Below are 21,814 nucleotides of genomic sequence, written 5' to 3'. Positions count from 1 at the left end.
CGGATATTGATGATGCTGACGTTCGATTAGAGAAGCGCAAAATTATCTGAATAAACGCTAGCCCAGTGTTCAGGTCGAAGCCCGTCATGCCCCCTTGATAATGGATAGCGTGGCGTCGGCCCGCTAAACCCACCGCAGGGAGCGAAGGTGTAGCCTTTACGATAACAAGGATGCTGTAGCAAATCGGGTAACCGGGAGATTACCCAAGAAATAAGCCTAAAGGGGTGAAACGGTCTCCACAACATGTTGAAAGACGTAAGGCTCGGAAAGTAGCTCAAACTCTTCATCGTCCGGGTAGGTCACCGCCATGTGATAGTTTTCTCCGGCAAATTCTTTGATCGACTGCAGATCCTGCCACCGTTTTGCCAGAAAGAAATGCGGCCAGTCGCCCTGGGTTTCACTGCGCACGAATGCACCTCTGTTTCCCGGTATGTGCTCCACACCCGTGTTCTCAAGGTGTTTTGCAAAACCTTGCGCATGTTTTAGCGGAACACAGCCGTGTCCTGTTCTGACTATCATTCCCCTTTCCTCTTCCAGTGAAAAATACAACCATGCATCGGCAGACGCCGGACTGTGATTTTCCTGTGAGTGCGGCTCCCAGGATAAAGTGGAAAAAAGGCCGAATATTCCAGCTTAGCCCGGCCCTGTTTTCTGGATGGAGATCGTGCAGCTATGGTATTTAGACGTTTTTAACCTCGTAGTCGGGCAGAGAAAATTGGCTAATAAAAGCATCAAGCGCGTCGGTATCCGGCAGAGCGGTCAGCGCACCTTTGCGGGTTGTCGCGAGGGCACCGCAGGCACCGGCCTGAGCAACGGCCTGGTGGAGCTGTTCAAAGCTCTCCGGCATCCCGTTTTGTGCAATCCAGGCCAGCAAACCGGCGACAAAAGCGTCGCCAGCCCCGGTGGTATCAACACTGTCGACGGTATAACCGTTAAAATGGATGACGCCGTCGCGCCAGAGCACCATGGCACCCTGCGCGCCGTAGGTCACTAACTTTAGCTGCGCGGGGAATGCCTTAAGGGCGTCAAGAGCTCGGGTAAAATCGTGCGTGCCCGTCATCCAGTACCATTCTTCCTCCGAGAGTTTAAGAATGTCGGCCTGTGAGGAAAATTGGCGCACAGTATCGAGCATGTGACGCTTATCGAGCCACATTTGCTCGCGTAAATTCACATCAAAACTCAGCAATCCCCCACGCTGCTTAACTTTGCCGATAGCGGTGGCTAACGTAGTGCGGCAAACTTCGGCGACCAGCGCCAGCGAGCAAAAGTGCAGAATATCGTCGTTAAATTCTGGAAGTCCGTCGGGCGTTAAAAACTGATCCGCGGAAGGATTGGTTAAAAACGTAAACCCGCGCTCTCCATCATCGTTGAGCGAGACCAGCACCGTGCTGGTTCTGTACTGGCTATCCAGCTGAAGGCCTGCGGTTGAGACGCCTGAATCAGACAGCGTTGTTTTTAAAAAATGACCAAAGTCGTCGTCACCGACCCGGCCGATAAAACCGCTCTGGCTGCGTAAGCGTGCGGTACCGACCGCAACGTTGAACGGGGCTCCTCCTGCACAGGCCTGATACTGCATGTCTGAAAGGGGTAGAAGATCGACCACCGCATCGCCAAGCGTCCAGATATTCATGACTTTTCCTCAATAATAATTAACTAATTTTATACATACACGACCTGCGGGCACGTCAGGTTTTGCGCTATAGCCTAACCGTATCCATGCCCCGCCGGTCATTCAAACCTATCTGTTAAAAGTTATAATCCAGCATCACCTTATAATCGGTAGCGATGGCATCGCCGTTAGTGACCCAGCTTCCGCTCTGCTTTATCAACGAGCCGGTAACTTCCCCGGACACCGTGAAGCGGGAGGTCAAAGGATAATTCGCTGACACCTTCAGGTAGCGATTGCGGGTATTCTGGAATACTTCGCCATCCTCGGGCTGGGCATTATCTTTCTTATAATGCCCGTACCCTCCGCTGAGCGTTGTGGATAGCCTCCCCCAGTTGTGCCAGACGCCGAATGAGGTGCTCCAGCTTTTTTCGTCGATATCGCCCCACTGCGCCCGGTCTAAAATGGCGGAAGCGAACTGTTGGCGGAACCAGACCCCGGTGGTGTTGTTGATAATGTATTGAACACCGGGTTCAATCTGAAATGAACGCACGTCACGGTCATTTTGTGAACCGCCGCTGCGGCGGTGGTCAACCTGCTGGTACAGGTAGTTAAAGAAGGAGAGGCTGTCCGTGACGCGCAGATCGGTAAACAGCTTGATGCGCCCCTGCCAGCGGTCCTCAATTGACGAGCTTCCGCCCATAACATCCCAGCCGTAGCGCAGCCGTTTGTAGAAATATTCATGGCCGATAATCAGCTGGGTCCACTGATTCTGGCTGAGGTAAGTCTGATCTTCCCACGTCCCGTTATAGTTGGTGGTTCTGCCCTCAGAGAAAGCCAGATACCAGCCGGGTAACGCATCGTGATGCATAACCCCCTGCACAAAAGTCAGTGAATCCTTCCCGCTGTGGAAATGGCTGTTACGCCAGTTATTATCCTCGATGGCATATTTCATTTTCAGCTGTCCGTGAACGCGGCCACCGGTAGGATTAGAGGAGCGGGCTGAGGTCCACATCACATCCTCATCCAGATATGACCACGGATCCACGGCAACAACCTTTCCCGACAAATCCTTCATGATGCTCATACTTGCATTCGCCAGCGCCGGAAACAGAAGAGCAAAAATAACAGTCAGGGCATGATGGTTTTTCATAATAATATCCCGTTAAATCATTTCTTTTATTTTCAGCGTCGCGTGAAAATTATCGCTTTGAGGCAGGCTAATGCTCCATGGCTTGTTCTGCATGGAATACATCCGGGTGCTGAATGCCGCCTTATCGTTGATATAAAAGACGGCAATCGAGTCCTGGATCAGAACGCGTAGCTCAAGTTTTTCATCGAGCGGAACATCCACCCAGGATTCAGCGTTGGCCTGGTGAATCGACGCCAGCGGAGCGTTGAAAAAATAAACCTTCCCCTTGCTCCTGTTGAACACAACGTTGAGCGTTGCGTCAGCCACCCTGTCGTCGGTCAGACCAAAGCTCATCACCATTCCGGCAGAGGGAACGTCTATCGTCGCGCTTAGCTCTCCTTTTTTGGGCAATGGCGGATAGACAGATGACTGCAGCGGGCCGAACTGCGTTGCTATGTTTAGCGTTTTACTGCTCGTTAAGGGGGTTACCGGACCAGGGTTGTTATTGATCACCGTGCGAAGCTCCTGGGGAAGGATGCTGTTGAGCCGCCCGTTGCTATCTGAGGTGAGCTCATGGGCAACCAGATTTCCTGCCCAGTCAATGTTGCCGCCGTCGCGGGTGCCCGCTTTGGTCGGGATCCAGCCGAAGACAAACAGGCGATCGTTTTTAAGCGCCAGTTTTCCCGCGTAAAAACCCGATCCATCGACCACATAGTTATCCATTTTTTGCCACGGTCCTTCCGGATTGTCGGCGACCCGGTACTGGGTCAGGCGCAACGGCCATTGGTCGCTAAAGCTGAGATACCAGCGTCCGTTGAAGAAGACTAGCGTCGGGCATTCGAGATTGGCATTGCTGGTAATGGTGTCGTTATCAAAAAATACGCCGCGGTCCTGCCAGTTTTCCAAATCGGTTGAGCTGTAGCGGGCAATCACCCCGCGCCCGTTGCTGCGGGTGGTAATTAACATCCAGTATTCTTTCTTTTCTTCAACCCAAACGACATGCGGATCCCGGAAGTCATTCCCCCGGTAGCTAGCGCCCGGCAGAATAGTATTCTGCGGATGTTTTACCCAGTGAAGGCGATCTTTACTGGTGGCATGCATTATCGATTCAACCGGGAACACGTTTTCATTGTGTGCGGTGTACCAGGCATGCCAGGTATCGCCGACTTTAATCATTGAACCGGTTCCCAGCAGCAGTTCAGGATCGTCCACGTCGTTAACGTAGGGAATCACTTCCGAATGGTTTTGATAATCATATAAGTTGCTGCTCGACAGCAGATGTATGGCGTGTACCCCGAGGTCGCTGCCGCCGCGGATATCGTTCAGATAAAAAATATCAAATTCACCGTCGTTATAGACCGGCATCGGGTCGCCAACAAAGGAGCCTTCGACCCGTGGGAAAAAATCTTTAATATGGCTAATGCTTTTATTTTGTAATGTTTCTTTAGACGGCTGCGACCAGGCTGGCATATTTGCAAACGAAAGCACCAGCAGAGCGACCGATGCCGCTAGCGTTAATTTTTTCATGATACACCTGAATGTTAGAAGTTATAATTCACGCCAACCACGGTAAAGGGATTCCATGAGTGTCCGGTAGATGTCCAGAGTCCGGTTTCTTTAGTGAACTGCGCTTTGAATTCACCATATAGTCGAACTTCGCCATAAATCGGATAGCTAAGGGTGCCGCCAATAAATTTATATCGGCCGTCATAAAAAACTTCTTTGGCATTGCTGGCATTATCTATTTTGTCCTGCCCGACGCCAAAATACAGGGAGGTTAACAGCGGATACCAGTTGCGCCACAGCCCAGCGGTGATTTTCCATTCTTCTTCAACAATATCGCCCCAGCTTTGACGCTCCTGACGGTTATAGTAATAATATGGTCGTAAATACAGGCCGAGATCCGGATTCACGCGGTATTGAATGGCTGGCTCAATTTCGAAAATGTACTGTTCAAGATCGCCATTTCCCGGCTCATTCCCCTGGGGCTGGAATTCGCCGTAAGCGTACCCGGCCAGGCTCCATTTGTTGGTCAGGCGGATGTCCTGCCAGACTTTGAAGCGGTTTTTCCAGCGTTTAGTTGCCGTTTCGGAGCCGACCATAACTTCCGTCCCGATATTACCCCGCCAGGTTTCAAAGATATGGCCAACAAAAAACTCATTGATCGTATTGGTGCCGCCGTAGTCCTGATTGCTGAATTGACCTTTATAGCTGTCTTCCCTCGCGTTCCAGAAGCCAAAATACCAGTTGGGCAGCTCATCGTGTCTTAAAAATGCCTGAATGGTAGCGAGTTTGAATTTACCGCTATTTTTCTTATTATTACTCCAGCGCACATCGTCAATTTCTATTTGCGTGCCGATGTTGCCGTGCAGGCCGCCAGCCTCCATGTTACGGCCGATACTGTTCCAGTGAACGGGCGGATCTTCCTGCCTTAAGCGCAGTAGGCTGACGTCCTCAGGATTATCCGCTTTACGATTTTTTGTTACCCCGGCTGATTTACTCTGCGTTACCTCGGGTAGCGTTGTCGACTTCATAGATTCAGCCGCTGCTCCCGCAGCAACAGGGGACGAAGAAGCACTAAGGGACGATTGCGCATTTCCCTTTTTTACAGGCGATGAAGGCTTTTCCTGAACGTCAGGTTCATCCTGGAAATAGCTTTGATAGCTGCCCGTATAGCTTCCTGGCTGGCCGTTGGTTTCTTCAGCGACGGCAGAAAATGCGGATAATGACAGCATCAATGCCAACGTTTGTTTTCCAGAAGCGAATATATTTTTATTTATTGCTTTAATGCGACAGTGAGGCGTTAATATTTTATCCATTTCGCTCTCTCATTATTCCAGATAATAAAATGCCAGCCAGAGACTGGCAGAAATAAAAATCTCATAGGGTAAGAAGCAAAGCCGATCCCGGCGAAATTATCTCTCCAGAGACCAGTATCCGGCGTCATGTAATGAGGCGGCGCCATGACTGGCAAACAGTGAAATATCGCGCTGGCCCGGCTGCGGATAAATTCGGCTGCTTAAGCAAGCTTCGCCATCGTTAACAAAAACCTCCACTGATGAGCGGTCAATAAAGATGCGCAGTGACAGTAGGTTATCCGCTGGCAGCGGAATGCTGCGCGTGCCTTCAAGCGAATACTCCGGATAGCGACGCTCCAGCACCAGACGCCTCGCCTGATCGTCGACATATATTCTCAGCCCGTCGCCCAATGCCATGCCAAACCGTTCGGCCGTAGAGGCGCTCAGATCCCATACCAGCTGCACTTCGACCGCTTCGGCATCTGCCGCGACGGGGACTTGCTGATTATTCAGGCAGCGAACCGGCATCGGATAATAGCTGCCGCGCAGGGCGGTGACCTCCTCGGCGGGCTTCATCCTCAGACGACGATCGTCGGTAAGGCTTAATTCGCGCGGCAGAGAGAGCATACCGGCCCAGCCATCCTGCCGTTCTGGCATCGGCGATTCCCACATATCCAGCCAGCCGATGACGATGCGGCGACCATCCGGGGTCAGGAAACTTTGCGGAGCATAAAAGTCGTGGCCGTGGTCCAGCTCAATAAACTGTCCGTTATGGCTAAACGGTTGGCCTGGCTGCCACTCCCCGAGCAGGTAGCCACTCTGGAAGAGGTTGCGATGGTGATACCCTTCCGCCGCCATGCCCTGTGGGGAGAACATCAGGACGCGCTTCCCTCCCAGGGTAAAGAAATCCGGGCATTCCCACATAAAACCCTTGCCGTCTTCGGCCTCGGCAAACACGCCTTCGTCGTGCCATTCGCGGAGATCGGTGGAGCGGTACAGGCGCACCTGGCCGGTATTCTCCACGCGGGAACCGACAACCATGTACCAGAACTCACCTTCGCGCCACACCTTCGGATCGCGAAAATGGTGCAGCCCTGGCGGGGTATCAATCACCAGGCCATGCCGTTCAAAATGGATGCCGTCACGGCTGGTTGCCAGACACTGCACCTGGTAGAGATTGTCGTCGGTGTCTGGCGAACCGTGAAACTTATGTCCGGTATAAATCAGCGCCAGGGTATCGCCGTCCACCACGGCGGAGCCGGAGAAGCAGCCGTCTTTATCCGCCGGGCCTTCGGGAGCCAGCGCGACCGACAGATGTTCCCAGTGCACCAGATCCTTGCTGCGGGCATGCCCCCAGTGCATCGGCCCCCATTCAGGGGAATAAGGGTGATGTTGATAAAACGCGTGATACCAACCGTCAAACCATACCAGGCCGTTAGGATCGTTCATCCAGCCTGCGCGAGCGGCAAGGTGATAGCGCGGATACCAGCGCGAATTAATAGCGGATTGTGCTTTTTCAAGCGTCCGTTCAGCCAGTTCTAATAAGGATGTCATCGTCTTTACTCTCGGTACATTACACAGCTTTTTGCTGCAGAAAGGTTGGCTCAGATGAGGACTTATTTGAGCGCAATAGGAAAATGGAAATAAACGTGGTGCAGAACACCATAATGCCCATGATCAGATAGGACTGGGCGAAGCCAAACTTCTCATAGCTAAAGCCCGCCAGCGGGGATAATACGGTGCCAATAATTGAGCTGGTGCAGGCGAATCCCACCAGATAAATGGTGGAGGACAGGCGCTTGTCGAAGTTCAGGCTGTTGTATTTAAAAATGGCGACCAGCAGTATCGGCAGTTCGACGGCGTGGAGCAGCTTGGTAATCGAAATGAGCAGTGGCCCTTCCACCAGCCCGGAAGCGATCATGCGCAGCGCCATTACCATCCCTGCGAATATCAGGCCATTTTTGGCGCCAACGCGGTTAACCAGCCAGGGCGCGCAAAACATGCCCGCGGCCTCCAGAAAGACCTGGAAGGAGTTCAGGTAGCCGAACATCTCGTTGCCTTCTTTCAGCGTCGGGAACTGTGAAGAGAAGTAGACCGGGAATTGCTGATCGTAGACGCCGTAAATACAGGTGCCGACCACGAAGAATATTAGCGCCCAGAAGCGCGGCAGAGTGAGCAGACGCAGGGCATCATCCAGGGAGACCTTTTTAGCGCCTATCTCAAGCTTTTCCATGCTTGCCGGAGCCGCGATCTTTAAGCGGGCCAGCAGGCAGAAGAAGATGACCCCTGAGCAAGAGGCCACCAGAAAGTTAAGGTCAGGGTTGATATTAAACAGCAGCCCGGCAAAAAACGTGGCGACAGCCCAGCCCAGCGACCCCCACATGCGGGCCCGACCAAACTCAAAGGTACTCTGCCGCGCAACGCGCTCGGTATAGGACTCCAGAACGCCGATGCCGCCGTTAAAGGTCAGCCCGATAAACAAGCCGCCGAATACGCTGCCCAGCAGAATATTAATGCTCAGCAAATAGCTAAAAAGCAGGTAGGCGGGGCCGGAGAGAATGAGCAGCGCCGTAATGCACCAGAGCAAATGTTTACGCAGGCCAAGCCGGTCCTGAATAAAGCCGTAGCAAACCTGAGCGAAGAGCGCGGATACGGATAACACGGAAAAGATAATGCCGGTTTCCGACGCTTTCAGCCCCACTTCCTGATGCAGCCAGATGGAAAGGAGTGAGCTTGATGAGGACCAGGTCACAAAGAAAAAGAACAGCAGAGCGCTAAGCAGCAGATAGCTTTGGGAAGGCCTTTTTTTCATCAACGTAATCTCAGAGGAATGATATGCTGAGATGGTAACGTTAACATTTTTGTTCTACACTTGATTTCGCGTTGATATTCGATGTTAATCACAAAAGTTAACGTTAACATATATGCATTGAGATCAAGATCAAATTTATTTTCGTGGCTTGCAACTCCCCGGGGTTCAACGCCTAGAATAGAATTTTTACAGGTGCTCACAGCCCGCTAAGCGGTGGATTGCGTGCAAATCAGGATTGGATACTTAGTTTGATTAATGGAAGGCTATGGCGTCTTTAAAAGATGTGGCCAGAGTGGCCAACGTATCGCTAATGACCGTGTCGCGGGTGCTTAACGATCCGAAACGCGTGAAGCCTGAAACCCTGTCCAGGGTGCAGGAGGCTATCTTACAGCTAAACTATGTGCCGGACCTCTCTGCCCGGCAGGTTCGTCGCGTCGGCTCCAGGAATAAAACGATTGGCGTGCTTGCGCTGGATACCGTCACTACCCCGTTTTCGGTTGAGATAACGCTGTCTATCGAGGAAACGGCCCGCGCGTATGGCTGGAATAGCTTCGTGGTTAACATGTTTACCGATGATAATCCTGACGATATTGTCGACCTGCTGCTCGCGCACCGGCCCGGGGGGATCATTTTCACCACCATGGGACTGCGCGAGGTGAACATCTCGCCCAGATTACTGGAGCACCCCTGCGTGCTGGCCAACTGCGAGAACACGGGAGAACCGGTTGCCAGCTATATTCCTGACGATGAACAAGGGCAGTATACCGCTGTACAGGCGCTGTTAGCGGCGGGATACCGCCGCCCCCTTTGCCTGCATTTACCTGTCAATCATCTGGCGACGCTTCGCCGCCGTAAGGGGCTGGACCGCGCCTGCCGGGAAGCCAATATCAATCCCGATACGCTTGAGCACTGCTATATGCAGTATGGCGATGAGCACTACCGTGATATTCCTGACATTTTGCTGGCGTATCTGGAGCGGGGGCAGCCGCAGTTTGATTCGGTGATCTGTGGTAATGACCGCATTGCGTTTATGGTCTATCAGACGCTGTTGACGCGAGGGATCCGCATCCCACAGGATATTGCGGTTCTTGGGTACGACAACCTCGTAGGGATCGGTAATTTGTTTTTACCTCCGCTATCCACGGTCCAGCTTCCGCACTATGAGATTGGGCGCTTAAGTACGCTGCACATTATTAACGGCGAAAGCCACCGTGAGAAAGTTTTGGTCGATAGTCCCCGGCTGCTGCGAGAATCATTTTGAGCTAGCGGTTAAGCAATCGTCATTTACGCTGCTCCCTCCCTATGCCCGCGGCCAGGTAAACCAGGCCGCCTCACTCTTGGCTCCCCACACCAATACACGCCAGACGGACGCTCATACCCTCCGCACGATATTTTTATCACTCCTGCCCGAGCCGGTTCTTGGCTCGGGGCATGAAAAGCAGAGGCTCACCTTTCCCTGGTATGCCCATTAATCCCTTAAGCCGTTACCATACTGGCGCAGGTAACCCTGGGGTGAGACTCTTATTTTTAACGACGCGTCAGAACGATCTTGCGCCGTGCGAACAGCGTTTCCGCAGACAGCTGGAATTTATATTCCGCGGCCTTCAGCTTTCTCGATTTAAGCAACTTCAGCGTAACGCCACTTATATGCCCTGCTGCAACCCTTCTCTGAATTTCACCAGCGCTCAGCATGAGCTGCTGCTTCAAAATCGACAACAAGCTGACCTGAAATGAACGGGAAATCCTGACACTAACGCGGACCCGCTGGTGGGCAGTGATGCTTACCGGCCAGCGCTCCTGAACGGTAAAATCAGGCCGACCCGATAGCTCGGCGTTGTTCCGCTTCAGCGTCGCGATATCACAGGCAAAATGTTGAACCGTGGCGGCATCGTTGCTCATCAGCCGATGATAAAGCTGGCGGTCAATTTTGCTGACGTGCAGACGAGAAAACAGGGAAATATTCCAGGTGTAATCACAGTGTGTGCATTTATAGATACTCCACACGTCCAGCACCTTCTTTTGCGAATTAATCCGAAATGCACCTGATGGCGTGAAGTCCCGTTTAATGTTGCATGAAGGGCATCGCTTCGCGATGCGCTGATACCCCACAGGCGTGACGGTCCATGTAACTTTCATAACGTACCTTTTTTAACCCATACAAAATCGGATCCGTACTGAACGGACCATAAATTTTTATGTATGAAAAATATTTAAGAGATATTTTTCAGTGGGTTAAAAAAAGATTTCCAACGCAAAAATCCTATAGATAGTCAACGAGATAAGTCGAGACTATCAAAATGGCGCTAATCGGGTAAATGAGTTCAATCAATATTTATGGTGGTTAATCACGCTACTTAAACCCGGGAATTCCCTGACCGGGATGTAATTGCATTTATGGCTCATCAGAAGCAATTATCTCTCCAGTTCTCATGAGCGCCTATCAATTAGCGGTACTGGATAGTTCCACATTGTTTATTATTTGAGTGTGTATTATTCGAATGGCATTATTTAAATAAACGCTAAACAACCATTTATTTAATATGGATATACTGATTTTATTCGTTAACCTGTTCTGGCTAACAAACGAACAGCTCCCCAGCAGGAAACTGTCAACTCGGAAGGAAAACGTTTAGCCGCTTGTGGCTTGTTCTTACCGCCTTAACCGTTACGTTAGCTCCATGGCAACTAACCTTGCTCATAAGTGCCCTGTTTGTGGAATAATTCTTTTTTCATTGTTTAGCAGCCTGAGCAGGCGGCTCTTTTTCAGGAGGCAGCATGCCACTAAATAAAATGAAGCGTCATGCCATACTCCACACGCTCTCTATACCTGAACGTAAACTACGCCCCGTAAAATGGCTTGCTCTTATCTCATCCCTGCTATTTATCTTTCAACTGGCAATTGAGAGCCTGGTCATAAGCGAATAGCAATTCCTGTACAAGACCAAATCTGGAATGATTTTCTGATACCTGTCGGGTGCAGCGCACAAAACTTAACGTACTTTTTTTCAACAACACAAGCATAACGTAGAGTTGTGCATCTGTTGAGTTTCACAGGTACAGACCTGACTGACAGAATCTGAATAAGGAAATGAACCATGGATAACTATACGCTACATCGTGGCAGACTTATCGACCATATCCAGCTCGTGGTAAACAACTTTGACGCAAGCAAAGCGTTTTACACTGCTGTTCTGGCGGAACTTAAGATCCCCGTGGTTATCACCGATGACGATTATATCTGGGCTGACGAACTGGTCATTTCGTCCGTAAAAAGTTCGGAGTCTGGAGGGGTGCCTACAGGACGGCACCATCTGGCCTTTCAGGCCACAGACCGTGAATCGGTGAACGCGTTTTACCATGCAGCACTAAATCATGGCGGACGTGATAACGGCGCACCTGCCGAACGAACCTATCATCCCGGATACTATGCCGCTTTTGTTCTGGATCCGGACGCTAACAACATCGAAGCTGTTTACCATGGTGAGGGTGATCGCAGTGCCCGCTCTGTAGAAATCAGCTTCACTGTCTGAGAAAACAGGGAGCATATTTTCCCCCTGTAGCTCCCGGTAACCGCAATGGAGAGCTTTATCTATGACCGTTATTCCGGTATCAGCCCTTGAATGCAGCATTACGGAGTTGAGCCGTATTCTTGCAGACAGCTTTAGTGAATCATTGACACCGTTTGCGTTGCCACCAGAAATATTTGCCTTACGTTTCATTTCCGAAGGACTCAGTCTTGAAGACTCGTTTGTCTGGCTGGTCAATGATAACCCGGCGGCAATAGCCATCGTAACCCGCAGAATGGACAAAGCGCGTCTGGCCGCATTTGGTGTGTTACCCGAGTACCGGAGCCAGGGACTGGCAAAACAGATGATTACTCCTCTGTTTACCTCCTTAAAAGAGAAAAAGTTTTCCAGCGTGAGGCTGGAAGTGATGCGCGAAAATACCCGGGCCATCGCTCTCTATCACGCGCTCGGTTTTCAGGTTCGCCGACATCTGTGCAAATACCGGGGAGATCCACAGTCTCAACTGGAAATATCTTCAGGGGCTATGGAATCCAAGTCTGTTGATGACTTCCTGCATACCGTCTGGTCTGCACCAGATGATGATCTTCCCTGGCTGGCCAGTCCCCTGCAGCTCTTGTCTATTCCCTGCGACATCCTCAGGGATAACGAACATGCATGGTGTGCTGTCGCCGAGTTCATGGGACAACCTCAGCTCCGCTGTTTGTTTGTGGAACCGGCGTATCGTTACCAGGGACGGGCTAAAACAATGCTTAAGAAAATCAATGCCAGATGGCCTGGCATAGGTACATCAGCCGCGATCCCAGAAACGCTGGCACCATTATTTACTGCGGCGGGTTATCAGGCTGAACCGTTATGCCAGTTTGAAATGGAACTGACATTTTAAACTATCGTTATGCTGCGTTCCGCATGACAGGAGAACAATGATGAGTTGCAGGTTTGAATGGATCAATGAGCCCGCCGTATGGTGCTACGAAAATAACGCCCTGTCGGTAATCACAGATGAGCATACTGATTTCTGGTGCCGTACCTGGTACGGGTTTGAGCGTTTTACCGGCCACATCTACGCTACTGATGTAACAGGTGATTTTACTTTTCAGGTCAGGATCCGCGCAGACTTCACCACACTCTATGACCAGGCCGGAATTATGATGCTCTCTGACGAACAGCACTGGCTCAAAGCTGGCATCGAATTTAACGATGGAGCACCTGCAATCGGGAGTGTACTCACGCGGGGAAATTCGGACTGGGCCACAGGACTCTTTCCTGGGGATCCGAAGGAATTCTGGCTGCGTCTGACCCGTAAGAAAGATGCGTTACGATTGCAGTATTCCTCAGATGGACAGCACTGGCCATTACTTCGCTTATGTCATTTTCCCACGGGCCCAGTAAAAACGGGCGTCATGTGTTGTACACCTCAACGCCAGGGGTTGGAGGTAGAATTTCTTGATCTCAGACTGACTCCTGCGATGGATAAAGAACTGCACGATCTGAGTTGATTAAAATCAAAGGATTACAGAAAACGGAGAACCCGTTTATGAAGCCATTTTCGGGACGCCTTAGCAGGTATGGCAGCGTTCTATTATTTCCACTGGCGATGATCATCTACGATTTTTCAGCCTACCTGACAACGGACCTTATTCAGCCGGGCGTCATTAGCATTATAAATGAGCTACAGGCGGATGTGACGCTGGCTCCAGCATCAGTCAGTTTGTATATGGCAGGCGGACTGGCGCTACAGTGGCTCCTGGGGCCACTCTCCGACCGGATTGGCCGCCGCCCTGTCCTGCTCACTGGTGCAATGATCTTTGCCCTTGCCAGTCTAAGCATGCTGTTTGTCACCTCGATCGAACAATACTTCGTCGCCCGCTTCATTCAGGGCACCAGCATCTGTTTTATCTCAACCGTTGGTTACGTCTCAATTCAGGAGGCGTTTGGTGAAATGGATTCCATCAGAATCATGGCTACGCTGACCTCTATTGTTCTGCTCGCCCCAGTTATCGGGCCTGTGGCCGGCGCTGCGCTGATGGCGTTCATTCACTGGAAACTGCTCTTTGCCATCATCGGTGTGTTTGGTCTGGTAGCATGGTTTTTACTACTGCTCAAAATGCCGGAAACAGTTATATCTCAGGGAAGAGAATTCAAACCGGGTGAAGTACTGTCAGATTTCATTGCGGCATTTCGCCATCCCTTGGTGCTGACCGGCTCACTGGCAGTTGCTTTTGGCAACCTGCCCATCATCACCTGGGTGGCGCTCTCACCCGTGATCCTGATTGAGCACGGGGGTATGTCTCCCGGAACCTATGCCTGGACACAGGTGCCCGTGTTTAGTGGGATCATTATCGCCAGTGCGATCGTAGCGAATTTTATCAAAGACCCGACTTCACCGCGTTTTATCTGGGGGACTGTCCCGATACAGCTTGCTGGCTTGCTGACTTTGCTGGTCGGCAATCTGCTATGGCCACACGTCTGGCTATGGTCAGTACTGGGAACGAGCTTTTATGCCCTGGGTATTGGACTGCTCTATCCGGTGCTGTTTCGCTTCACGCTCTTTTCTCATAACCTGCCAAAGGGCACCGTTTCTGCCACGCTAAATATTCTGGCGCTCGGCATAATTGCCCTTAGCATTGAAATAACCCGCTGGGTTTACTTCCATGCCGGCGGCAGGATTGCTATCCACGGCGCGGCGCTGCTGGCCGGTATAGCCGTCATCATATCAGTTGCCCGCCTGCTTAAACTACGTGGGCAGCATCAGAGCCAGTCAGTATCACCGGCAGGCTGTCAGGAACAATAATACAAATGTAAGTAAGGAGGGGTTATGTTTTCTTACGTGATGCTGGGTACTAGCGATCTGCCACGCGCCATCCAATTCTACGATCCGTTGATGGAATTGCTTGGGTATCCAAAGGCAGGCCGGAATGAAGAAGGCGCGTCCTGGGGCACATTTAGTGCGAATACCACGACTGGCCTTTGCGTGGGCCGACCATTTGATAAACAACCGGCGTCCGTGGGTAATGGGACCATGGTGGCATTGAATGCTGTGTCCGTAGAACAGGTACAGCAGGCGCACACTCTCGCTCTGTCGCTTGGCGGTACGAATGAAGGGGGGCCGGGATATCGCCCCCAGTACGGTGACGGGTTCTATAGTGCCTATGTACGCGATCCGGATGGTAATAAACTGGCGTTTGTGTTCTACGATTTGGTGGAGTAACGGATGTGATATCGAAGACCTGCAGGGCTAAAATGTCTCAACCACTAGCGATCTTTCGAAAGAATCATTAATTGTTCGATTTCAACTGGTTGTTTAAAATCGTTGCCCCGTTGATTTTTACAAAAATAAAAAATTGACGTGATCAGCTTCTCAATTTTGGCACTCAAACTAGACAAGCTAATCCTGAGCATGTTAGTTATTTAAGCACGCAAGAGAACGGATTTAAATATAAACAAAGTTTAAACCCCTCTCAAATTGCAAAACAAATTAACTGATAATGATTTAGATTTCTGAACCATTATCGCAAGGGTATGTGAATAGAAAGCCCTCAGAGACGTGAGTCTCTGAGGGCTTTTTTTGTTTTTTTATCTTGTTAAGGAGTAAATAAATGTCTAAAGAACGCCGTCTCTCAAAGATTTTTGCAAAAGATGGTAAATCAGTGACATTAGCGCTGGATGGTTACTATTTTTCCACGAAAACAAATGGTATTGATAATACGATAAACCAACTGCCGGCATTGGTTGAGCAAGGGCTGGATTGTGCGTTGGTCACGTACGGCATGCTGAAAAATTTTCGTGAGCCATTAAATTCGGTTCCTGTTGTATTACGCGTCGATAGTACAGTCAGTATTTTTGATAATACCGTTCCCGATACTACCCCGATGTTTACCGTTGAAGATGCATTAAAAGTCGGCGCTGAAGGTGTCGTCTGCATGACCTTCCCGGGTGCCTTCAACGAAGAAAAAACGCACATCATGGCAATGCAACTGGCACAGGCCGCAGACCGCTGGAACGTGCCGCTAATTGTCGAATCACTTCCCTATGGCTACCCCGTGACCAGCGACGACTCGAACAACCCGGCAATTATCGCCGCCTCGGCTCGCGCCGCAGTGGAACTGGGGGCCGATGTCATCAAAACACGTTTTACAGGTACAGCGGAAGACCGCTTGATCGTCGAAGCGGCAGGCGTTCCCGTCCTTGCACTTGGGGGCCCAAAAACCGGCATTGATGGTTACTTCAAGTTTGTTCTGCACTGTATGCAGGTTGGGGCTAAAGGGGTGGCAGTGGGTCGAAATATCACTCAGGACCCGCGACCAGACAGAGTGGTCGCAGGCCTGAATGCTATCGTCCACGAAAATGCCTCTGCGGAAGAAGCATACAGCCTCTATATGGCTAAATAACATCGGATACTAATATGTTTTTAAATAACACCATCATTCCTTCAGTTAGAAAGTATAAGCATTTTGACAAGGCATTATCCTGTGCATCGGAATATGTTCTGTTGTCAGAGGCCAATATCGGCAATCTGCAATCACTGATAGGCAAATGTCATCAAAGTGGTAAGAAGGTTCTGGTCCATCTGGAGTTACTCGGCGGGTTTAAACCCGATCAGGCTGGGATCAATTTACTGAAAAGTTATTATAAAGTTGATGGTGTTATTTCTTCCAATCTCTCCGCCCTGCGCTATGCAAAAAAAGAGGGGTTATTGACTATTTTTCGGGTGTTACTTATCGATTCTCGATCGCTGGATCAGTCTATCGACATCGTTAAACATAACCCGCCGGATGCAATAGAAATCTTACCTGCTGAATATGCCTGCCAGTGCCTGGAATTGATTAGCCGAAATTTAAATGGCTTTGACGTGATATTCATCGCCGGAGGCTTTGTAAAGCGGAAATACCTTGTAGATAAAATATTCCATGCCGGGTTTAAAGGAATAACCACCAGCGAGCCGGGTTTATGGTAACCAATAAGGAGTCCACGGTAATGAAAGATGAATATGTAATGGGTATCGATAATGGCGGGACAGTCACTAAGGCGGCTATCTACGATCGCAACGGCAGCGTGGTTTCTATCGCGTCAAAATCCACCCAGATGCTGACACCCAGGGAATTTCATACCGAACGCGATATTACCGAGCTGTGGGCGGCTAACATCGAGGTCATCAAAAAAGCGATTGAGCAATCAGGGATCGACGCCAGTAAAATCAAAGGAATCGCCGTCACCGGACATGGGAACGGTTTGTATCTGGTAGATGAAGCTGGCAACCCGGTCCGCAACGGCATTATCTCAACCGACAGTCGGGCAAAAGAGTACGTAGAAAAGTGGCAAAACTCACCCGAGTTTTTGACCGACATCCTGCCTAAAACCATGCAGTCAATCTGGGCCGGACAACCCATTGCTCTGCTGGCTTGGCTGAAGGATAACGAGCCGGAGGTGCTGCAGAAAGCACATACCATTTTTATGGTAAAAGACCTGATCCGCTTCTACCTGACCGGAGAGGCTTATCTTGAGCTTACTGACCTCTCCGGGACCAACCTGATTAACGTACGTGACCGCAAGTATGACGATGAACTACTGGCATGGTGGGGGCTTGCTGACCTGCGCGCGAAATTGCCCCCCGTCAAACTGTCCACGGACTGCTGCGGTCGGATAACCGATGAAGTCGCCCGTCAGACAGGCTTATGCGCAGGCACCCCCGTCTCTGGCGGCGTGTTCGACATTTCCGCCTCGTCTGTCGCCTCCGGGATTAATACCCTCAATAAGCTGGCTATCATCACCGGAACCTGGAGCATCAATGAATATGTGACTGACCATCCGGTTATCGACAAAGATCTGTTTATGACGTCGATTTACCCGATCGACGGTAAATGGCTGATAACCGAAGCCAGCCCGACCTCTGCCAGCAATCTTGAATGGTTTATCAATAATTTCATGGAGAACGACCGGGAAACCGCTGCTGCTCAGGGATCTTCCGTCTATGAGTTGTGTAACTCGCTGGTCTTATCCACGACGCCAGAAGAAAGCCATCTGCTGTTCTTTCCTTTCGTATTTGGCTCTAACACCATTCCCGATGCCTCAGCAGGCTTTATTGGGGTGAACAGTTTCCATAAAAAAGCGCATTTCCTGCGCGCGATTTACGAAGGTGTGGCGTTCAGCCATCTCTATCACACCGAACGTTTACGAAACATCAATCCGGATTTGAGTCGCACCATACGAATTGCTGGGGGGGTCACCAACTCGCCGGTCTGGCTACAGGTCTTTGCCGATATCTTCCAGTGCACGCTTGAGATTGTCGATGTTAAAGAGCACGGCACACTCGGAACCGCAATGACAGCCGCTGTCATGATTGGCTGGTTTGATGATGTCTTCGCCGCGTCCAATGAAATGGTGCGCGTCGCGCGTACCGTGACGCCGAATCCGGCCCATCAGCAAGTGTACCAGGACAAATATCAGCTCTACAAAAACCTGTTATCTGAAATGCAGTCCCCATGGAAAAGCTGCAGTAACTACATCACGCATTAAGTGAGGAATGAATGGATCTAAATCTGAAACACCGCACAGCCATCGTCACCGGTGGAGCCACGGGGCTTGGCCGGGAATTTGTCCTTTCCCTGGCTAAAGAAGGCGTCAATATCTGTTTCACGTACCTGCGTGATGAAGAGTGCCCGGAATTACTGATTGAACAGGTGAAATCCACCACTGACGTCAAAATTATTGCGGTGAAAACCGATCTTGCCGATGAGAAAAGCCGGGAGCATCTCTTTGCGGCCTGCATTGAGCAGATGGGAAAGGCCGACATTCTGGTCAATAACGCCGGTATCTGGCTCAGTGGTTACGTTGCCGAGATAACCCCACAAGACTGGGACTTGGTAATGAATGTGAACCTGAAAGCGGTATTCCATTTAAGCCAATTGTTTGTGAATCACTGCCTGCAACAAGATCAGGCAGGCAGCATTTTGAATATTACCTCACAGGCTGCATTCCATGGATCCACAACCGGCCATGCCCATTACGCGGCCAGTAAAGCGGGCCTGGTAGCTTTCTCTATCTCGCTGGCAAGAGAGGTAGCAAAACAAAATATCAACGTGAACAACATCGCTGTCGGGATTATGGACACCGCGATGATCCGTAAAAATATTGAACAGGACCCAGCCTATTACGTCAGCCGGATTCCAGTAGGTCGGGTAGCTCAGCCAAATGAAATTGCCGACATCGGGGTCTTCATGGTTTCTCCTAAAACCAGCTATATGACGGGAGCAACTGTGGATGTCACCGGCGGTATGTTGATGCGTTAATCTATGGAGAATCACTATGAAATGTCTGGCAATTGCCGATCTTTTTATCAACAAAGCGATGATGGAAGCAGGTCTTAATGCGCTCAGGGATAAAGGTATCGACGTTGAAGTTCGTGAATGGTCGCATGATTCGATCGAAAAATTGCAGGAGGATAATCTGCGGGTCGAGCAGGAAGGCGCAGAAGCGGTTACGTTACCCGCAGCCTTACTCGAGGGTGCTGACGACGTTGAAATCCTGATAACCCAGTTTGCTCCGGTCAATACGGCAGTGCTGGATAAACTGCCAAAGCTCAAATACATCGGGGTATTGCGAGGGGGCGTTGAAAACGTCAACCAGCAGGTCGCACTGGCCCGGGGAATTGAGGTAATGAACACGCCGGGGCGCAATGCCCGCAGCGTGGCGGAATTTACGGTCGGGATGATGCTGGCCGAAATGCGCAATATTGCCCGTTCTCATGATGCGTTACGCGATAAGTTCTGGCGTAAAGACAGCCCGAATCATCAGGCTATTCCAGAGCTTGGCGGTAAGGTTGTCGGTCTGGTTGGCCTGGGTCATATTGCTCAACTCGTCGCGGGTTTTCTTAGCGCCTTCGGCACGGAAATTATCTTTTATGATAAGTACGTCTCCGGCCACGAACGCTATGAGAAAGTCGATACCCTTGACGAGCTGGTAACACGGGCTGACGTTGTCTCACTCCATGCCCGTATGACGCCGGAAACCGAAAACCTGATCAACGCACACCATTTCGGGTTAATGAAAAGCAGCGCCATTATTGTTAATACCGCGCGCTCCGGGCTAATCAATGAACGCGATCTGATTGACGCTCTACAGACCGGAAAAATCATGGGGGCGGCGCTGGATACTTTCGACGATGAGCCGTTACCTGACGACAGCGCGTTTTATTTACTGAATAACGTCACCATCACCCCGCATATTGCGGGCAGTACGCTCGACGCCTTCAGTAATTCACCCAAACTATTTGCTGAGATCTTGCTGAAGAAACTCAGTTAAATATAAAAAAGACCTTTAAGGTTTTTATACAGCCCATTGGGCTCGGCTTCGCTCGCGCCCAATTCGGCCGCCTTGTTAAGGAATCATTATGGATATTATCAACAGCATTATTAGTCTGGGGGCATCAGTCATGATGCCAGTAATATTCTTTATTATCGCACTTTGCTTTGGGGTAAAAATCGGTACGGCATTTAAAGCGGGGATGCTGGTCGGTATTGGGTTCGAAGGCGTCGGCCTGGTAATTGGCCTGCTGCTGACGAACATTGGCCCTGCATCACAGGCAATGGTCGAGCGCATCGGCCTGCAACTGAATGTCGTCGACACCGGGTGGCCGACCGCTTCAACGATTGGCTGGGGCTCTCCGCTGATGCTGCCTGTCGTGGTCGGTTTTATTGTCATCAATCTGGCCATGCTACTGCTCAAATTAACCAAAACGGTGAATATCGATATCTTCAACTACTGGATATTCCTGATCATGGGCTCGGTCGTGTATGCCGGAACCGGTAACTACTGGCTTTCTGTTGGCATAACATTTGGTATTTTTGTCTTAACGTTACTGGCAGCAGATTTAACCGCCCCGTATTTACAAAAAAATTATAATCTAAAAGGGATTTCTTTCCCTCACCTTACCTGTATAGCCTACGTCCCCTTTGGCATAGCCTGTAATTACATTATTGATAAGATTCCGCTTATCAATAAAATTAATTTTGATCCGGAAAGCATTAATAAAAAGTTCGGTGTATTTGGTGAGCCGTTAACGCTGGGTTTCGTACTGGGATTGCTGCTGGCATTCCTTGCCGGGTATGACGTTTCGGCTGCCGTTTCGCTGGCAATCAAGGTCTCCGCGGCGATGCTGCTGTTGCCAAAAATGATTGAAATACTGGTGCAGGGATTGCTTATCGTCCGTGATGCCGCAGAAGCAAAATTGAAGGCCAAATTCCCTGACCGTGACTTTTATATCGGCATGGATACCGCGTTATTGATTGGCGAACCTTCAGTCCTGGCCACCGGACTGCTGTTGATCCCGATGGCCGTAGTGCTGTCTATCATTCTGCCCGGTAACCGCGTTCTGCCATTTGTCGACCTCGCTTCATTGATGTTCCTGCTGGCGATGGTCACGCCATTCTGTAAACGCAATATGTTCCGCATGTTCATTAGCGGCACGCTGATCGTCAGCTGCATTTTGTACGTCGGAACGGACATTTCTAAGGAATACACTCAGGCGGCGGTTAACTCCAACATTCCGGTGCCGGAGGGAATGTCTGAAATTACCAATATTGTCGGGGGGGCGACCACACCGGTTGGCTGGCTGGCAGTGAAGTTTGGGGAGTTTTTCAGTACTGCGCCTTAATTAAGAGTCACAACACAAACAGAGGGCAATCCCCTGCCCTCTGTTTCTTTTTAAACATTTCAGAAAAATCTTCAACTGAATGACATATCAACCAGAGCATTCCTTAGAAAAAGATGACTTCAAAAGACAAATCTTGCTATGAAATTTTCTGTATATGACTCATTTAACTTCGTCTCCAAATTGTGTTTTTTTTGAAAATAGAATTAACATCAAGCTCACGCTATTAATATCCCCATCCATTAAACCAGTTAACTACCCTGTTCTTTTCTCTTAGGGACATTAACTTACAA

At 50.3% G+C, this 21,814-nt stretch carries 20 protein-coding genes; 12 read left to right on the top strand and 8 right to left on the bottom strand.

What is annotated here, in order from left to right:
- Window positions 1–216 precede the first annotated feature (216 nt).
- From BH714_RS17250 to BH714_RS17220, 7 genes are all read right to left on the bottom strand, one after another.
- A complete protein-coding gene (locus BH714_RS17250) occupies window positions 217–519 on the bottom strand; it encodes a hypothetical protein (RefSeq protein ID WP_040018513.1) in 303 nt (100 codons plus the stop codon).
- Between the two features lie 160 nt (window positions 520–679).
- Window positions 680–1,630, bottom strand: a complete 951-nt coding sequence (locus tag BH714_RS17245; RefSeq protein WP_032681793.1) for an aminoimidazole riboside kinase — start codon at window positions 1,628–1,630, stop codon at window positions 680–682.
- Window positions 1,631–1,745: 115 nt separating this feature from the next.
- On the bottom strand, window positions 1,746–2,759 hold the full coding sequence (locus BH714_RS17240; RefSeq protein ID WP_032681794.1) for an OmpG porin family protein: 1,014 nt from the start codon (window positions 2,757–2,759) through the stop codon (window positions 1,746–1,748).
- A 12-nt stretch (window positions 2,760–2,771) separates the two neighbouring features.
- Complete coding sequence (locus tag BH714_RS17235) at window positions 2,772–4,265, bottom strand: glycoside hydrolase family 32 protein (RefSeq protein WP_040018512.1); 1,494 nt, start codon at window positions 4,263–4,265, stop codon at window positions 2,772–2,774.
- A gap of 14 nt (window positions 4,266–4,279) precedes the next feature.
- Window positions 4,280–5,557, bottom strand: a complete 1,278-nt coding sequence (locus tag BH714_RS17230; RefSeq protein ID WP_032681795.1) for an OmpG porin family protein — start codon at window positions 5,555–5,557, stop codon at window positions 4,280–4,282.
- 96 nt (window positions 5,558–5,653) lie between these two features.
- The gene (locus tag BH714_RS17225) at window positions 5,654–7,090 is read right to left on the bottom strand and encodes a glycoside hydrolase family 32 protein (protein WP_040018511.1); all 1,437 of its coding nucleotides are present in this window, start codon (window positions 7,088–7,090) and stop codon (window positions 5,654–5,656) included.
- 19 nt (window positions 7,091–7,109) lie between these two features.
- Window positions 7,110–8,351: an MFS transporter gene (locus BH714_RS17220; RefSeq protein ID WP_032681797.1), complete on the bottom strand. Its 1,242-nt coding sequence runs from the start codon at window positions 8,349–8,351 to the stop codon at window positions 7,110–7,112.
- Between the two features lie 262 nt (window positions 8,352–8,613).
- On the opposite strand from BH714_RS17220, the gene BH714_RS17215 reads away from it, so the two are divergent.
- Entirely contained in the window at window positions 8,614–9,609 is a 996-nt protein-coding gene (locus tag BH714_RS17215) for a LacI family DNA-binding transcriptional regulator (RefSeq protein ID WP_032681798.1), read from the top strand.
- 266 nt (window positions 9,610–9,875) lie between these two features.
- Here the strand turns inward: BH714_RS17215 and BH714_RS17210 are convergent, their stop codons facing one another.
- A complete protein-coding gene (locus BH714_RS17210; protein WP_032681799.1) occupies window positions 9,876–10,484 on the bottom strand; it encodes a DUF1062 domain-containing protein in 609 nt (202 codons plus the stop codon).
- Between the two features lie 959 nt (window positions 10,485–11,443).
- Between BH714_RS17210 and BH714_RS17205 the strand changes: the two genes are divergently transcribed.
- From BH714_RS17205 to BH714_RS17155, 11 genes are all read left to right on the top strand, one after another.
- On the top strand, window positions 11,444–11,878 hold the full coding sequence (locus BH714_RS17205; RefSeq protein ID WP_032681800.1) for a VOC family protein: 435 nt from the start codon (window positions 11,444–11,446) through the stop codon (window positions 11,876–11,878).
- Window positions 11,879–11,939: 61 nt separating this feature from the next.
- Entirely contained in the window at window positions 11,940–12,758 is an 819-nt protein-coding gene (locus BH714_RS17200; protein ID WP_040018510.1) for a GNAT family N-acetyltransferase, read from the top strand.
- Between the two features lie 40 nt (window positions 12,759–12,798).
- Window positions 12,799–13,371, top strand: a complete 573-nt coding sequence (locus BH714_RS17195) for a DUF1349 domain-containing protein (RefSeq protein WP_032681802.1) — start codon at window positions 12,799–12,801, stop codon at window positions 13,369–13,371.
- A gap of 38 nt (window positions 13,372–13,409) precedes the next feature.
- Complete coding sequence (locus BH714_RS17190) at window positions 13,410–14,666, top strand: multidrug efflux MFS transporter MdtM (RefSeq protein WP_032682066.1); 1,257 nt, start codon at window positions 13,410–13,412, stop codon at window positions 14,664–14,666.
- 24 nt (window positions 14,667–14,690) lie between these two features.
- On the top strand, window positions 14,691–15,083 hold the full coding sequence (locus tag BH714_RS17185) for a VOC family protein (protein ID WP_032681803.1): 393 nt from the start codon (window positions 14,691–14,693) through the stop codon (window positions 15,081–15,083).
- 388 nt (window positions 15,084–15,471) lie between these two features.
- On the top strand, window positions 15,472–16,263 hold the full coding sequence (locus BH714_RS17180; RefSeq protein ID WP_032681805.1) for a class I fructose-bisphosphate aldolase: 792 nt from the start codon (window positions 15,472–15,474) through the stop codon (window positions 16,261–16,263).
- A gap of 14 nt (window positions 16,264–16,277) precedes the next feature.
- A complete protein-coding gene (locus BH714_RS17175; RefSeq protein ID WP_000479583.1) occupies window positions 16,278–16,829 on the top strand; it encodes a glycerol-3-phosphate responsive antiterminator in 552 nt (183 codons plus the stop codon).
- Between the two features lie 20 nt (window positions 16,830–16,849).
- Window positions 16,850–18,388 (top strand): FGGY-family carbohydrate kinase, encoded by a 1,539-nt coding sequence (locus BH714_RS17170; protein ID WP_032681807.1) that lies wholly within the window; start codon window positions 16,850–16,852, stop codon window positions 18,386–18,388.
- Window positions 18,389–18,399: 11 nt separating this feature from the next.
- The gene (locus BH714_RS17165) at window positions 18,400–19,161 is read left to right on the top strand and encodes an SDR family NAD(P)-dependent oxidoreductase (RefSeq protein WP_032681809.1); all 762 of its coding nucleotides are present in this window, start codon (window positions 18,400–18,402) and stop codon (window positions 19,159–19,161) included.
- A 16-nt stretch (window positions 19,162–19,177) separates the two neighbouring features.
- Window positions 19,178–20,173 carry a 2-hydroxyacid dehydrogenase gene (locus tag BH714_RS17160; RefSeq protein WP_032681811.1) on the top strand — a complete coding sequence of 332 codons (996 nt, stop codon included), beginning with the start codon at window positions 19,178–19,180 and terminating at the stop codon, window positions 20,171–20,173.
- Window positions 20,174–20,261: 88 nt separating this feature from the next.
- Complete coding sequence (locus BH714_RS17155) at window positions 20,262–21,524, top strand: PTS galactitol transporter subunit IIC (protein WP_001546979.1); 1,263 nt, start codon at window positions 20,262–20,264, stop codon at window positions 21,522–21,524.
- Window positions 21,525–21,814 lie beyond the last annotated feature (290 nt).

Source organism: Enterobacter ludwigii (assembly GCF_001750725.1).
GTDB classification, from domain to species: Bacteria; Pseudomonadota; Gammaproteobacteria; order Enterobacterales; family Enterobacteriaceae; genus Enterobacter; species Enterobacter ludwigii.
This window is presented reverse-complemented; position numbering and strand designations above follow the sequence as displayed.

Excerpts from the sequence above, each read along its gene's own strand:
- BH714_RS17250 (WP_040018513.1), bottom strand. The coding sequence starts at position 519 with ATGATAGTCAGAACAGGACACGGCTGTGTTCCGCTAAAACATGCGCAA.
- BH714_RS17245 (WP_032681793.1), bottom strand. The coding sequence starts at position 1,630 with ATGAATATCTGGACGCTTGGCGATGCGGTGGTCGATCTTCTACCCCTT.
- BH714_RS17240 (WP_032681794.1), bottom strand. The coding sequence starts at position 2,759 with ATGAAAAACCATCATGCCCTGACTGTTATTTTTGCTCTTCTGTTTCCG.
- BH714_RS17235 (WP_040018512.1), bottom strand. The coding sequence starts at position 4,265 with ATGAAAAAATTAACGCTAGCGGCATCGGTCGCTCTGCTGGTGCTTTCG.
- BH714_RS17230 (WP_032681795.1), bottom strand. The coding sequence starts at position 5,557 with ATGGATAAAATATTAACGCCTCACTGTCGCATTAAAGCAATAAATAAA.
- BH714_RS17225 (WP_040018511.1), bottom strand. The coding sequence starts at position 7,090 with ATGACATCCTTATTAGAACTGGCTGAACGGACGCTTGAAAAAGCACAA.
- BH714_RS17215 (WP_032681798.1), top strand. The coding sequence starts at position 8,614 with ATGGCGTCTTTAAAAGATGTGGCCAGAGTGGCCAACGTATCGCTAATG.
- BH714_RS17210 (WP_032681799.1), bottom strand. The coding sequence starts at position 10,484 with ATGAAAGTTACATGGACCGTCACGCCTGTGGGGTATCAGCGCATCGCG.
- BH714_RS17205 (WP_032681800.1), top strand. The coding sequence starts at position 11,444 with ATGGATAACTATACGCTACATCGTGGCAGACTTATCGACCATATCCAG.
- BH714_RS17200 (WP_040018510.1), top strand. The coding sequence starts at position 11,940 with ATGACCGTTATTCCGGTATCAGCCCTTGAATGCAGCATTACGGAGTTG.
- BH714_RS17195 (WP_032681802.1), top strand. The coding sequence starts at position 12,799 with ATGAGTTGCAGGTTTGAATGGATCAATGAGCCCGCCGTATGGTGCTAC.
- BH714_RS17190 (WP_032682066.1), top strand. The coding sequence starts at position 13,410 with ATGAAGCCATTTTCGGGACGCCTTAGCAGGTATGGCAGCGTTCTATTA.
- BH714_RS17185 (WP_032681803.1), top strand. The coding sequence starts at position 14,691 with ATGTTTTCTTACGTGATGCTGGGTACTAGCGATCTGCCACGCGCCATC.
- BH714_RS17180 (WP_032681805.1), top strand. The coding sequence starts at position 15,472 with ATGTCTAAAGAACGCCGTCTCTCAAAGATTTTTGCAAAAGATGGTAAA.
- BH714_RS17175 (WP_000479583.1), top strand. The coding sequence starts at position 16,278 with ATGTTTTTAAATAACACCATCATTCCTTCAGTTAGAAAGTATAAGCAT.
- BH714_RS17170 (WP_032681807.1), top strand. The coding sequence starts at position 16,850 with ATGAAAGATGAATATGTAATGGGTATCGATAATGGCGGGACAGTCACT.
- BH714_RS17165 (WP_032681809.1), top strand. The coding sequence starts at position 18,400 with ATGGATCTAAATCTGAAACACCGCACAGCCATCGTCACCGGTGGAGCC.
- BH714_RS17160 (WP_032681811.1), top strand. The coding sequence starts at position 19,178 with ATGAAATGTCTGGCAATTGCCGATCTTTTTATCAACAAAGCGATGATG.
- BH714_RS17155 (WP_001546979.1), top strand. The coding sequence starts at position 20,262 with ATGGATATTATCAACAGCATTATTAGTCTGGGGGCATCAGTCATGATG.